Origin of the sequence: Bacillus sp. 1NLA3E (assembly GCF_000242895.2) — a bacterium.
Taxonomy (GTDB): domain Bacteria; phylum Bacillota; class Bacilli; order Bacillales; family Cytobacillaceae; genus Bacillus_BU.
The window spans coordinates 637708-651269 of the sequence record NC_021171.1 but is presented as its reverse complement, the minus strand read 5'-3'; the positions used below and the strand labels follow the sequence as shown (position 1 = coordinate 651269).

Below are 13562 nucleotides of genomic sequence, written 5' to 3'. Positions count from 1 at the left end.
GCTCAATGTTGATTTTTTGCACAATGTTGATTGGAGTGGAAGGCGCGAAGACTCCTGCGGGAGCAGCGGGACAGGTGAGACCCCGCAGGCGCTTTAGCGCCGAGAAGGCTCACCGCCCGCCCCGCGGAAAGCGAAGCGCCTGGAACGGAAATCAACATTCTAGTTTAACAGAACCTATTTTAAAAAAAGATCTTTATTCTCCCATTACATTGTCTGGATCAACTAGATTGGCAAAATTCCAGGTTGCTCCCTTGTCGATTGAGATGTATCTGGCCAACACTTTTCCCCCTTGGTAATCTCCACTAGGTCCTTGATTCACTAGCAAGGTACCTTGGGTTCCATCAAAGGTTGGAACCTGGGCAACTACAAAAATCCCTTTATATTCAGCCGGAATTGGAATGTCAACCTCAGCCCACGTCTTCCCCCCCGTCTATTGTTCGGTACAATGACGGTCGGCCTGGTTGATCCATTTCATTCAACGTGCCAAATGAGATGAAGCCAAGCGTATTGTTGATAAAACCACCGCTTGTAACTAATCGGTAATTGTTCTGAACGGTGCCGGCATTTACCCATGTTTTGCCACCATCATTGGTTTTTAGAATAGCGTTTGCTTCAGAACTCATCGTGCGGTCACCAGATAAAATCAAATAGCCATTTTGTTCTGATGTAAAGCCAAGGAGCCGTAATCGTGCCGAAGGAAACGGGCTTAGTACGCTTGTTGTATCCCAGGTCTTCCCCTTATCGATAGATTTGAGAATCTTTATTGTTGTATCTCCACCATTCTCAAACGCTTTCCAATCAGGGGTCCTCACGAAGGCTGTCATTTCAGGTGAAATCAGATAACTTCCCTAAATTAACACATCCTTAGGGCCGCTATAGTCACCCTTGAATAAATCGTCTATGGTAACAGGAACTTTACGCCAATGCTCGCCATTATCGTAAGTCACTTCCAGTTTTCCATTTTGAATCTGATAACGGTTATTCTCATCTGACAGCTTAATACCAGCATCTTTTTGAACCTTATCCTTAACGGGTGATAATCCTGTTACTGCATTTGAAGTATCCTCAATCCGCACAAGCGTATATTCATTTTTCCCTGTCTTTTTAATTCTAAAGGTCCATTGGATATCTTTTATTGTTCCATCTTTTTGTACTTTACCCCAATTATTATGGGTGGACCACTGGCCTTTTTCTAATTTTACCCAAAAAGTTACCGCTACAGCGAATTCTTCCTTATCTCCTGCCAACTGCTGAAACTTGTTAAATCCGACAGCCGTCATTCTTGTCCACGGACTTACTTGTTCACCTAAGTAAGGCCGCATTAGGGTCATCCAATAATAATAGGCAAGGTCTTCTGGTTTATTGTTGGTTGCTTCAACCGTGTGGATCAATGGTAAGTTTTTGTTTAAATCTTCTTTGTAGAAGTTGAGATAATAGGTAAGAGCACCAATGGATATGAGCAGAATAAACGTAACGACAGCTAAAACGATTTTAATTTTACGATGATTGGCAAACATGGAAATTCTCCTCAACAGGATTTAACTCCTTATATCAATTTGTATCTTTTTCTAAAATTAACTTTTCAGTATCGATTAGCTTTTTAGTATCCTGACTAAATAATTGGATTTCCCCATCCGCAAGTGGGATTTTGCTTTTATAGTACCAAAGGGACATACCTTCTAAACCATATTCTTTCACTTTGCTTGCATCCACCATTGCCAAATTTATTATTTTTGCTTCATGGCCGTTTACCTTAATTTGATAATGATTAGCATTTCTTATTAAACCATAAATTAAATAGTCATCGTGCACTTGGTATTTGTTCAATTTTTCATAATCCTTCATTTTCCCAATGTTACTGTAAAGCAGGTCGCCTGCCTTCCATCCGAAAAATCCTTCATTAACAAAGGTTGCACCTAGCTTATTCTTATCTTTAATAAAAAAATATAAGGACTCACTTTTCACCTTATAGGCAGGAATTAGCAATAAATTTTCATCAATACTGTATAATGCTTCACTTGGCTTTGAAAATGACGCAGATTTTTCAGAAAAAAACGTAAAAACACCCCAAATTAATAAAATGATGCCGAAAAAAATGATTGAATATTTTGCTTTAGACAGATTCCCCAACCCTTTCCCCTCCATTAAAGTTCACTAAACCCTCCTAAGTATAGCACTTCAAAAAATATAGGTTGGAGACATTTTCCTATTATTGGTCATTTTAGCCAATTGTTTTGAAATGGGATAGGTCGCCACTTAACAGGACAATATACTAAAGCAGTATGATTTCATGAAAAATGGAGGGGATAGTATGGGTGATTTTTTTGGATTGTTTGGAAATGATAGCGAGAAGACGGAAAATACGGATGTAACTGAAACCACCACTCAAAGTAGTGATAATGGTACGCTCCAACTTCATCAAGAGGAGCTTGACATAACGAAAAATAGTTCCAATGCTGGAGAAGTTGTTTTAAGCAAAGAGGTTGTCGAAGAGCAAAAGTCGGTTGACGTCCCCGTGACTCATGAGGAAGTTGTGATTGAAAGAAGATCGATTAACAATGAAACAAGCGACGCTGCTATTAATGCTGATGAAACCATTCGAATTCCAGTAAGTGAAGAACACGTTGATGTGAGTAAGCACACTGTAACAACAGGTGAAGTTTCCGCTCACAAGCGGGCGGTTGAGGCAACTCAGCATATTGAGGAAACCCTTAAAAGGGAAGAAGCACGTGTTAATACAAACGGTGGTGTGAATATCGTTTCTGATGCTGATGCCATAAGTGATAATGATTCCAGTCTCACTTAATTAAAATATTTGGAAACACCTCGTGAATTGCAAGGCTGATTCACGGGGTGTTTTTTAAGAAAGGGTTGCGATGAAATTTTGTTTATAGAGGATATTGATCGTGATAATGATAGTGCTGTCCATCTCGAGCTTCATGAAGAAAGGTTAGATATATCTAAAGAACGGATTCAAACAGCAGAAGTCATTTCTCACAAAGAGGTAATTACCGAGGAAAAGACGATTACAGTCCCGGTTACCCGCGAAGAGCTTGTCATTGAGAAAATAGTGTACAATCCTGCTGCTCCAGACCAGACGAGCGAAACCACGGAAATTTTACGTATACCTGTTAGTGAGGAACAGATCGAGGTCAGCAAGCATCCGACAACCTTAGAAGAGGTTGAAATTTATAAACGTTCATACCAAGAAACCAATCATATAGAAGAAACCCTAAAAAAAGAACAAATCCATATCGACACAATCGGGAACCCAAAAATAATACTTTAACCAACTAAAGGGTGCCTGACCCCAGGTGCGTTACAGTGGTAATGCGTCGGGGGGCAGGCACCTTTTATCATTTACTCCTTAACTTATACTGTAATCTCTATCTGATTCCCCTCTTGGTCTTCTATAACACTCTCGTAATATCCATCACCTGTCGTCCGTGGTCCATTTAAAATGGTAAAACCGGCTGTTTTTAGTCTTAGAGTCATTTGGTCAACAGCCTCTGCACTTCCAAGTGAGAAGGCGATGTGAGCCCAACCAGTTATATCAGATTCCCTCGTTTTTTCAATATCTTTCCGGCGCATAATTTCCAATCGCGCCCCACCTCTAAATTTAATGAAATATGATTCGAATCCTTTTGATTCATTACAATATTTTTCGTTTGATTGACCATCAAAATAGGAAACATAAAATTCCTTCATTGCTTCTATATCCTGAACCCAAATAGCAACGTGTTCTATTTTCATTTCGCTTCCACTTCCCTATTTTTAATAGCATCTATTTCATAAGTCAATTTATTTAATTCATTTTAACAGGATTATGATCGCCTTTTCAAACCAACTTTCTAAACAATTATACGGGACTTTCCCACCCATCATCATATTATCTCTTATTGAACAATTTTTTAAAATATGATATCTTAATATAATAATATTACTTTAGTGCATAAAAGCTTAAAAGCGTTTAAGTAATTAAGGGCATGTATATCAGACAAGTTTCTAATAGAAAGGTAGTTGCACCATGGAAACCAATCAACAAGAATTGAGCAAAGGTTTATTGCCAAGACATGTCCAGTTTATGGCGTTAGCTGGAATGATTGGCACAGGGATTTTTAAAGGAAGCTCAGAAACGTTAAATATGGCAGGGCCAAGTGTTGTGATTGCTTACTTAATTGGTGGGCTCCTGTTATTTATTGTAATGGCTGCATTAGGTGAGATGGCGTCCGCTTATCCTAATTTAAACGTGCAACGACTTGTCCATAAAGCGTTTGGATTTCGGATCTCGTTTATTGTGGGCTGGCTCTATTGGATTAACTGGATTTTGGTGACGATTGTCGAATTAATTGCAGCGGGTAGCTTTTTACAATACTGGTTCCCTTCCGTCCCACTATGGATTTTCAGTTTAATTTGTGGAGCTATCATTGTCGGAATTAATTTGTTTGAAGTTAAGTATTACGGAGAAATGGAGTTTTGGTTTGCCGGAATTAAGATATTAGCCCTAACTGTTTTTATTTTATTAGGAACATTAGTCTTGCTAGGTGTAGTACCAAGCTCGATTCAAGACCCTATATCCAACTATACAGGGCATGGCGGGTTTTTCCCTAAAGGAATGGGCGGAATCCTCAGCGCGTTTTTGGTGGTCATGTTTTCTTATGGTGGAGCAGAATTGATTGGCGTCGCTGTAACCGAAACAAAAGATGCCAAACTCGTTTTACCGAAAGTAATTAAAGGAACCGTATGGCGAGTAATTCTTTTCTATGTTTTACCAATATTAATTATTTGTGGAATCATGCCTTGGAATGAAGTGTCGTCAAACGGTAGTCCGTTTGTTCAAGTGTTAACCCTTTCAGGTCTTCCAGGCGCTGCGGATGTCATGAATTTCGTTCTTATCACAGCGGTGTTGTCAGCAGCTAACTCCGGGATTTATGCAACATCCAGAACATTGTTTGCAATGGCCCAAAGCGGCGAGGCACCAAAATTACTATTAAAAACTACTAAGACCGGGATTCCTCTTAATGGAATTATGATCACCACTATTTGCATTTTAGCCGGTGTATTTTTAGCCTATATGACCCCCGATCAGATTATCGGCTATCTAATGTCCATTCCTGGGTTTACGATTATTTTAATCTGGTTTGGTATCTGTGCAGCCCAATTGAAGCTTCGCCCAAAATACCAGGAGCTTCCTCATTTCCAGGTAAAATGGTTCCCTTATGCAACTATTTTTGCTTGCATCGCTTTGTTCATGATCTTTATTGCCTTTATTTTTAATGCGGACAATGTCATCGGGACAACTGTATGTCTTGGTACATTAGCTATTCTTACAATTCTTTCGTTTGTATTCAAAAAGAATATTAAGCAGACAGATTCAGGTTCAATAGAAAAAAACAAACAAACATCATAACGTATCGTTGATCACATACAAAAGGCTTCTACCCCCTCTGGAACGGAATTACTTCGTATCAAGGGAGAGAAGCCTTTTTTATTGGCCTTATGATGATTGAAAAATATGATAGTTTGCACAATGTTGATTGGAGTGGAAGGCGCGAGACTCCTGAGGAAGCAGCGGGACAGGTGAGACCCCGCAGGAGCTTTAGCGACGAGGAGGCTCACCGCCCGCCCCTAAGGTGCGCGAAGCGCTTGGAACGGAAATCAACATTCTAGTTTAGCAGAGCCTTTAACTTCAAAATCTCTAGCTAAGTAGTTTCATTAATATCGTTGCTATTATTACAGTGGAGGCCCCACCCAGTCTTGTTGCCACCTGGGCAAAGGGCATTAAGGACATCCGGCTGGAAGCTGATAAAATGGCTACATCGCCAGTTCCACCTAAACCGCTGTGACAACCTGTAACAATTGCAGAGTCAACAGGATACATGTTCATAAGCTTTCCAACCACGTACCCTGTTACTATCATCGCTAAAACCACTGTCGTACAAGCAACCACATAACCCGGAGTGATAATTTGGACAACATCCTCTAAAGGAATATAAAGGATTCCTAATCCAACCATTAATGGCCATGTCAAACTAGTTGAAACGAACTTGTATAAATGAAAAGTACCTTGTTCCATTTTTGCAGGCATTACTTGTAACCATTTTACAAGCGTTGCCGCAATAATCATTAAAATAGGACCGGGGATACCAAGAAATTTATGTGCCAAATTGCCAAAGATAAAAAAACTGCAAGCAATTAGAAGCCCTGCTCCCATTAAAGAAAAGTCGACTGTTTTATATTTCTCAATCTCTTCGGTAATTCCGTCTCCACCCTTAGTTTTGACCAGTACACCATTTCCTGTCAGTCCTGGCCTTTTCTCACCTAAGCGTTTCAGAAGTCCTCCACAAATAATCGCGATGATATTTCCGATTACAGCGGCAGGAATCATTTGGGATACAAATGTTTCTGCAGAAGTCCCTAAGATTTGTGAATAAGCAATCGATAGTGGAAGAATTCCTTCTCCTATACCGCCACCAATGATCGGAACGATAATATAAAAGAAGGTATGTTTCATTTCATATCCGAATAACAAGCCAACTAGAGTCCCCGCTAATACAGAAGCGATCGTTCCAAATATTAGAGGAATAAACATCCTTGTGAATCCCTGAATTAATACTTTTCTGTTCATACCTAGAATACTTCCAGCAACTAAACACGATATATAGAGATAAAGGAAGTTAGACTTTTTCATTAACGTTGTCACTGCTTCGATAGAAGCTGGATTGATTAATTTAAAAAATACTAAGATCGATGGGACTAAAAGAGCTAAGATTGCCGGACCACCAATCTCCTTCAACACGGGGATTTTCAAACCTAAGTCGCCGAGCAGAATTCCCATGATCATAATCACAGCAAATCCACCGATCATATCGGGAGGAAGCTGATTATACACAGATGCAGTATAAATAACTGCTGCCAAGACTAAATACAGAGGTTAAGGAATTACTCCTACCTTCATTGCTTTAATTTGACAAAATAAGCTTTTCTTTTGTTGATTTCCATTTATTGTAAGGGTTTGCAATTTCTTTGCTAACTCCATGGTTAAACCCCCTATTCATCATGTCTCTATCTTATTGATGATAGAAGGAAATTCATAGATTTTGAAACTTTTGTAACCATTTTAAAAATAAAAAAAGTAAGCAGCTTTGCGCCACTTACAGAACTTATTTTAATCACTGATTCAGGCACCCTTCTTGCGTGATAATGCTTTAAACAACCTGGGAGTTTTGTTGAGCCTTTACCATTCTTTTTCCCATTTTGAAGAGTTCATTGAAAACTACTGGGAGAGCTGAAAGTGTTAAAACGAATAACCAATCCTTAAGTGTAATGGAAGCAATTTTGAAAATTTCCTTGAATACAGGAGTGTTGACTAAAGCTACTTGGATGCTGGTTCCAATTAGAATGGAAGCTAGTAAATATTTATTGGAAAATATCCCGACCTGGAAAAGTGATTTCTTGGTACTCCGTAAATTTATGGAGTGAAATAATTGCGAAACACTTAGAGTAATAAATGCCATCGTTTGCCCACGCACGAGAGCCTCCCTTGGTACATCAGCAAATTCAGTCGTAAAAATTGCCTCTGGACCAGAATAAATGCCAATTCCTACAATGAAGGCAATCAATGTTATCAAACCGATAAGCAATCCGTTGATACAGGTAAATGTTCCACTCCCATTGGCAAATACACCTTCCTTAATTAATCTTGGTTTCTCTTTCATTACATCAGGAGCATCTGGATCCAATCCAAGTGAGATTGCTGGAAGTGTGTCAGTGATCAAATTTATCCATAAAATATGTATGGCCGACAGTGGTGCAGGCCATCCCAGTAAAATTGCTACGAAAAGAGTGATAATTTCTCCTAAATTGCATGATAGTAAAAAAATAATCGATTTTTTGATGTTTTGATAAATATTCCTTCCTTCCTCAACTGCGGCAACGATCGTTGAGAAATTGTCATCAGTCAGCACGATATCTGCGGCACCTTTTGCCACATCTGTGCCCCCCATTCCCATCGCCACACCAACATCCGCTTGTTGTAATGAAGGAGCATCGTTGACACCGTCACCGGTCATTGATACAATCTCGCCGTTCTCTTTGAGGGCTTTGACAATTTTCACTTTATGTTCTGGAGAAACGCGGGCAAACACGCGGATCTTTTTCACCTTTTCCTTAAGCTCGTTTTCATTAAGAGTATCTAGTTCGAAACCAGACATCGTTTGGTCCTCAGCACTTGCAATCCCCAGTTCTTTGGCAATTGCGAATGCCGTTTTTTGATGGTCTCCAGTAATCATAACGGTTTGGATTCCAGCGCTTTTACACTGAGAAATTGAAGATTTCACTTCTTCACGAGGTGGGTCGATCATCCCAGTGAGCCCGAGCAGGACAAGGTCACATTCGAGTTGGTCCTGAGTAAATTCACCAACCTGGGGTGGGATTTCCTTATAGGCTATCGCTAAAACACGTAGTGCCTCTTCAGACATTGCGTTTGCTTTTTCCTGTACTCTTTCGTTTTGGTATGTAGTAAAAGCGATTTTTTCCCCGTTGTGTAAAATGGCTGACGTAAGCGGGAGAATGCTTTCTAATGCCCCTTTGACTATAACAAAATAGCCAGCTTGCTGCTGATGGACTGTTGTCATCATTTTTCGGTCCGAATCAAATGGGACTTCATAGATGCGCTTATAGATCAAATCCAATTCTTGTTTATCTATACCTATTTGCTGTGCCGCAGCAACAAGGGCTATTTCAGTAGGGTCGCCGGATTGTTCCTCTGAAGTCAGAACAGCATCGTTACATAAAGTCATTGCTTCAAAAAACCGTTCCTCGTTGGCAGGTCTCGTGGCTAATGATTGCAACGGAACATAAGCATCATTAACATAAACCTTCGTCACGGTCATTTTATTTTGGGTGAGCGTTCCTGTTTTATCTGAACAAATAACACTTACTGCACCAAGTGTTTCGACTGCCGGGAGCTTACGGACCACGGCTTGCCGTTTGATCATGCGCTGGACGCCAATGGCCAGGACAATCGTGACAATTGCCGGAAGACCCTCTGGAATAGCGGCAACTGCAAGACTGACTGCTATTAAGAACATATCAAGGGCATCTCGTCCTTGAAAAAATCCAATCAAAAAGATGACCGCAGAAATGAATACCGCACTTATTCCTAATGTTTTCCCAAGACCTGCTAGGCTTTTTTGCAAAGGAGTTAGTTCCCGTTCCTGGGTACCAAGCATCGCGGCAATCTTGCCAATTTCTGTTTGCATCCCGGTGTTGACAACCATTCCGATACCACGACCATACGTTGACAAGGTGGACATAAACGCCATATTACGTTGATCCCCGATTGGAATATCACCTTCTGCCTGCCAGTTAGCTTCCTTTTCAGCAGGGACAGATTCTCCCGTTAAGGAGGACTCTTCAATCTTTAAATTCACCGTTTCAAATAGGCGCACATCAGCAGGAATAAACCTACCGGCATCTATCATCACAACATCACCTGGAACTACTTGTTCTGATGGAATCTCTTTAATCGCCCCGTCACGTTTGACAATCGCTTTCGGGGTGGTCATTTTTTTCAACTCTTCTAATGCTTTTTCTGCTTTTGCCTCTTGAATCACACCGATTATGGCATTAAGTAAAATGACGATCACGATAATAACAGCGTCACTGTACTCACCAACAAATAATGAAATGAGTGCAGCCACTATTAAGATGTAAATTAGCGGACTTTTCAATTGATCTAAGAACAGAAAAAAGATAGAGGGCTTTTTGTGCTCGCTAAATTCATTTGCTCCATACTGGGCAAGGCGTTTTTGAGCTTCTGCATGAGAAAGTCCAGTGTTTGGATCCGAATCCAAATCAGCACCAACTTCGGAAACACTTTTTATAAACCACATCGAATAATCACCTTCTTTGCATAACTTTGGAAAAATAAAAGACCCTGTAGCTTGTCCTTCCTGGCTGCAGAGTCTCACTCTAATTTAGCTTTAACACATTAACGCATCGGGGGTCAGGCACCCAATTTCACTTTACAGCGTTAATGTGACGTGGTTTATTTTTTCTTGGTGATGTTGGTTAGGGTGGCATAGCCGTTGAATACTTTTACTGTGGCTATGATTTCACCTTTGGCAGATGCTTTTTCCCAATCTGTTCCGGTGTTGTCTTCTACAAAGTATTTATCTAAACTATATTCGATAAAAGCACTCTTCACCTGAGTAGGTTCTTTCGTGTCCATTGCATAATCAATATAATTTAGTTTTCCCTTTAGAAAGATGCCTTTTTCTGGTTTTTCTACAGATACTTTAATTGGAGTAAACACATCGTTCTTTTTTTCTAAAGTCACATATACCTGAATAGGATTGTACTCTTTTTCCCATTTATCCTTGATTCCTTTATCCACTAAATCAATCGGCACTTGTTCTGCTTCATATTGTAATGCCACATAATCTCCACGAAATACATCACTTGGATCAACAGGTACGGTTTGGAGGGTGATTTCATCCCCATTATATAGCGTATACAGAGGGGTTACCGTCATGCCTAGTAAAATAACCACTGGAACCAAGCAGGCTAATATTAAATACTTCGTTCGCTTATTCATATAGGCCCCCTCCTTTTTTTCGTTGTTTTTCAAAATAAAAACCGAATCCAAGTAAGATGACTCCACCTATAATAAATACAAAAGACTTAGGGAGAAAATCAAAGGATATATCAATATAAAAACGGAAAATCATTACGCACAAGATGATGATATTGAGCAAGCTACCCTTTTTAATCAAGTATAGAACGAATAGCAGGTAAATAATCGAAACCGGAATATACATCCAGTCGATTGGCCAAGCCTCACTAAATGACAATGCTATGGCCGCTCCACAATGGACAAGATGACCTAAAAATATATCAACTTCTCTTATTTTCCCTTTGAAGAAAATAAGTGAAATGCCAATTGCCATATAAACTAGGCCATAAATATATCCAGAGTCCTGCACACCTGCTAATAGATAGTTCAAAATCGTCCAAATGAATTCAAGCATGAGCAGACCTACTAAAAAACCGGTTACTTTTGAGTATCCAATTATGTCGTTTAAAACGTAAATAGCAACAATCCAAAGTAGGATCCAGAATGGGATCCCTTCCCCATTCATATACGTTCCATCAGTCAAATAAATGAGAACAAATATAGCTGCTGCCATCAAAATCCATTTATCCCTTAAAACCCAGGCTAATGGCAGAATACCTAGTGACCACCACAAAAAGGCATGTTGAAAATCTCCACCAAAGTGGAACATTTGTCCAACTAAGAAAATCCCTGCCCCAAATACGATCCCTCCAAGGTAATAAAAGCTTTTAGAAGTTTTTGGGTAGCTTTTCTCCAGCCGATATCCAACCAAATTACTACTAACAAGCAGTCCAATAATAATGATGAATTTGAACAACTTACTGATTTCATCCCAGTTGCTTGCCATAAAGCTTAGAATTCCAGCCCCAATTAAGATCGAACCGACATACAAAAGTGTTTTTGTAAAAGAAAAACGCTTTTCCACTTCGTACAAATCTTGAATTTCCTTCGACTTACCCGGTGGTAAAACCTCGGTGTCTTCAAGATACTGAAGTTCGTGTTTCAAAAATTGTAGCTCGTGTTTTTTCACTATACGTTTGGCCATAATCTCACTTCCTTTCTAAAAATATGATCTGTTTAAAAAGAAGTAAAGATTTTAATGCGAAAAGAGACTAAATTAATGTTGATCTTCACTATCTTTATTTTAACAAGAAAAGGCAAGTAATAGTTGGATTTTTCAGCAAATACTAAGATAACTTCCTTATTATTATGAACGAAGTTGGATTACACGTGATTTCGGTCACAATTTTCTTTTGATTGTTATGTTACATTGTGATTGAGAAAAGTTATCACTATTTTACAAAGTAATGAATTGAAACTTAGATTAAATACTATTTAGACAATAGATATTACATTATAAGTGTAGAGGAGCATCCATATGAGTGAAATCATTAATAATCGCGAGCAGCAATCTCTCAGTAACACTGAACGCCAAGAAATTTTGAAAAAGATCATTAAAGATCTGCATAATGGGAAAAGCGTAGATGAGGTTAAAGCTCAATTTGAAGATGCTGTTGGTAGCATTACCGTGCAGGAAATATCCCAGTTGGAGCAAGCGCTAATGGAGGAAGAGGGAATTCCTGTCTCAGAAGTGCAACGGCTATGTTCCGTTCATGCGTCTATTTTTAAAGGATCAATCGAGGAAATCCATCGTTCCGACAAAGCAGAGGATCAACCTGGGCATCCGATCCATACGTTTAAGCTAGAAAATAAAGAAGTGGACATGCTGGTCAACTTTAAACTTCAGCTACACTTCGAACGTTTTCAAAAAGAAGACAGCGAGGACAATGTCTTTAAATTAGTCGATGATTTAAATCTGTTACTCGACATCGATAAGCATTATAGCCGGAAGGAAAATTTGCTGTTTCCTTATTTGGAAAAGTACGGCATATACGGTCCAACCCAGGTAATGTGGGGAATCGATGACCATATTCGCGACGCCATAAAAGATGTGAAACAAAAATTAATGAACTATAACGGGGAAAAACAATTTGTCATTGATATCTTGACGTTTGTCATTCGCGAAGTAAGTGAAATGATTTTTAAAGAAGAAAATATTCTATTCCCGATGGCTTTGTCGACACTTACAGAAGATGAGTGGATTAAAATCGCCCACGAAAGCGATGAAATAGGATTTTGCTTAACTAGTCCGGCTGGTGAATGGAAACCAGAGAGAAAAGCAATACAAGGTGAGGCCATTTCAGACGGTTTCATCAAGATGGAAACAGGCATTTTATCTTTAAAACAATTAGAATTAATGCTCAATCACTTGCCTGTCGATATTACCTTCATCGACAAGGATGACGTTGTGCGGTACTTCTCCCATGGGAAAGAACGAATCTTTGCGCGTACAAAAGCGGTAATCGGCAGAACGGTTCAAAACTGCCATCCACCTAGAAGCGTTCACACTGTTGAGGAGCTTTTAGCTGATTTCAAAGCTGGTCGCAAAGAGGATGAAGATTTCTGGATTAAGTTCAACGATAAATATATATACATTCGATATTTCGCAGTGCGTGATGAACAAGGTGAATACATCGGCACCCTAGAATTTACCCAAAACATCAGCCCAATCCAAGCAATCGAAGGCGAAAAACGAATCCTATCAGAATAAAACGTTAATACGTTAATACAAATAGAGGTGCCTGACCCCCGGTGCGGTAAAGCTTTACCGCACTGGGGGTCAGGCACCATTTCGCGCTTTAGCGCATTAAAATTTATTTTTTCGATATAGATCGTTGCGGTATTTTTCAACTAAAAGTCTAAAGGCATGATCATTGCCGCAGATTATTTCTTCAATTAAGATCTGATCTGAAATCTCTCTCCCCTCCCTTCTTGTTGCTTCTACCCTAATAGACGAAACATCTATGTATATACCCTACAGTACTTTAAAAAGATTTTTTCACAAAGAAGTTTTTCTTTTACAAATACAATAAGGTTGCCCTGG

The 13562-nt window shown here is 39.4% G+C and carries 12 protein-coding genes and 1 pseudogene; 4 read left to right on the top strand and 9 right to left on the bottom strand.

Annotation, left to right across the window (positions count from 1 at the left end):
- Positions 1–193 precede the first annotated feature (193 nt).
- The 4 genes from B1NLA3E_RS25780 to B1NLA3E_RS03200 form a co-directional block, all read right to left on the bottom strand.
- The gene (locus tag B1NLA3E_RS25780; protein ID WP_268870651.1) at positions 194–319 is read right to left on the bottom strand and encodes a hypothetical protein; all 126 of its coding nucleotides are present in this window, start codon (positions 317–319) and stop codon (positions 194–196) included.
- A gap of 88 nt (positions 320–407) precedes the next feature.
- Complete coding sequence (locus B1NLA3E_RS03210) at positions 408–824, bottom strand: WD40/YVTN/BNR-like repeat-containing protein (protein ID WP_015592427.1); 417 nt, start codon at positions 822–824, stop codon at positions 408–410.
- A gap of 24 nt (positions 825–848) precedes the next feature.
- Positions 849–1517, bottom strand: a complete 669-nt coding sequence (locus B1NLA3E_RS03205) for a hypothetical protein (RefSeq protein ID WP_015592426.1) — start codon at positions 1515–1517, stop codon at positions 849–851.
- 34 nt (positions 1518–1551) lie between these two features.
- A complete protein-coding gene (locus tag B1NLA3E_RS03200; RefSeq protein WP_144061418.1) occupies positions 1552–2130 on the bottom strand; it encodes an aspartyl-tRNA synthetase in 579 nt (192 codons plus the stop codon).
- Between the two features lie 181 nt (positions 2131–2311).
- Here B1NLA3E_RS03200 and B1NLA3E_RS03195 point away from each other — a divergent pair, with 181 nt between their 5' ends.
- Together B1NLA3E_RS03195 and B1NLA3E_RS03190 are read left to right on the top strand one after the other, a co-directional pair.
- Positions 2312–2806 (top strand): YsnF/AvaK domain-containing protein, encoded by a 495-nt coding sequence (locus B1NLA3E_RS03195; RefSeq protein WP_015592424.1) that lies wholly within the window; start codon positions 2312–2314, stop codon positions 2804–2806.
- A 78-nt stretch (positions 2807–2884) separates the two neighbouring features.
- Positions 2885–3289: a YsnF/AvaK domain-containing protein gene (locus B1NLA3E_RS03190; RefSeq protein WP_015592423.1), complete on the top strand. Its 405-nt coding sequence runs from the start codon at positions 2885–2887 to the stop codon at positions 3287–3289.
- Between the two features lie 83 nt (positions 3290–3372).
- Here the strand turns inward: B1NLA3E_RS03190 and B1NLA3E_RS03185 are convergent, their stop codons facing one another.
- The gene (locus B1NLA3E_RS03185; protein ID WP_015592422.1) at positions 3373–3753 is read right to left on the bottom strand and encodes a VOC family protein; all 381 of its coding nucleotides are present in this window, start codon (positions 3751–3753) and stop codon (positions 3373–3375) included.
- Positions 3754–4027: 274 nt separating this feature from the next.
- Between B1NLA3E_RS03185 and B1NLA3E_RS03180 the strand changes: the two genes are divergently transcribed.
- Positions 4028–5410, top strand: a complete 1383-nt coding sequence (locus B1NLA3E_RS03180) for an amino acid permease (RefSeq protein WP_015592421.1) — start codon at positions 4028–4030, stop codon at positions 5408–5410.
- A gap of 288 nt (positions 5411–5698) precedes the next feature.
- Here B1NLA3E_RS03180 and B1NLA3E_RS03175 read toward each other — a convergent pair.
- From B1NLA3E_RS03175 to B1NLA3E_RS03160, 4 genes and pseudogenes are all read right to left on the bottom strand, one after another.
- Positions 5699–7039, bottom strand: a pseudogene (locus B1NLA3E_RS03175) (2-hydroxycarboxylate transporter family protein).
- A gap of 169 nt (positions 7040–7208) precedes the next feature.
- Entirely contained in the window at positions 7209–9896 is a 2688-nt protein-coding gene (locus B1NLA3E_RS03170) for a cation-translocating P-type ATPase (RefSeq protein ID WP_015592419.1), read from the bottom strand.
- A gap of 155 nt (positions 9897–10051) precedes the next feature.
- Positions 10052–10600 carry a GDYXXLXY domain-containing protein gene (locus B1NLA3E_RS03165; RefSeq protein ID WP_015592418.1) on the bottom strand — a complete coding sequence of 183 codons (549 nt, stop codon included), beginning with the start codon at positions 10598–10600 and terminating at the stop codon, positions 10052–10054.
- Positions 10593–11663 (bottom strand): DUF2157 domain-containing protein, encoded by a 1071-nt coding sequence (locus B1NLA3E_RS03160; protein ID WP_015592417.1) that lies wholly within the window; start codon positions 11661–11663, stop codon positions 10593–10595. Before B1NLA3E_RS03160 ends, B1NLA3E_RS03165 begins: the two co-directional genes overlap by 8 nt.
- 333 nt (positions 11664–11996) lie before the next feature.
- Between B1NLA3E_RS03160 and B1NLA3E_RS03155 the strand changes: the two genes are divergently transcribed.
- Positions 11997–13229: a DUF438 domain-containing protein gene (locus B1NLA3E_RS03155; RefSeq protein WP_015592416.1), complete on the top strand. Its 1233-nt coding sequence runs from the start codon at positions 11997–11999 to the stop codon at positions 13227–13229.
- Positions 13230–13562 lie beyond the last annotated feature (333 nt).

Coding starts and splice junctions, on each gene's coding strand:
- B1NLA3E_RS03195 (WP_015592424.1), top strand. CDS start 2,312: ATGGGTGATTTTTTTGGATTGTTTGGAAATGATAGCGAGAAGACGGAA.
- B1NLA3E_RS03210 (WP_015592427.1), bottom strand. CDS start 824: ATGACAGCCTTCGTGAGGACCCCTGATTGGAAAGCGTTTGAGAATGGT.
- B1NLA3E_RS03155 (WP_015592416.1), top strand. CDS start 11,997: ATGAGTGAAATCATTAATAATCGCGAGCAGCAATCTCTCAGTAACACT.
- B1NLA3E_RS03180 (WP_015592421.1), top strand. CDS start 4,028: ATGGAAACCAATCAACAAGAATTGAGCAAAGGTTTATTGCCAAGACAT.
- B1NLA3E_RS03170 (WP_015592419.1), bottom strand. CDS start 9,896: ATGTGGTTTATAAAAAGTGTTTCCGAAGTTGGTGCTGATTTGGATTCG.
- B1NLA3E_RS03205 (WP_015592426.1), bottom strand. CDS start 1,517: ATGTTTGCCAATCATCGTAAAATTAAAATCGTTTTAGCTGTCGTTACG.
- B1NLA3E_RS03165 (WP_015592418.1), bottom strand. CDS start 10,600: ATGAATAAGCGAACGAAGTATTTAATATTAGCCTGCTTGGTTCCAGTG.
- B1NLA3E_RS03185 (WP_015592422.1), bottom strand. CDS start 3,753: ATGAAAATAGAACACGTTGCTATTTGGGTTCAGGATATAGAAGCAATG.
- B1NLA3E_RS03160 (WP_015592417.1), bottom strand. CDS start 11,663: ATGGCCAAACGTATAGTGAAAAAACACGAGCTACAATTTTTGAAACAC.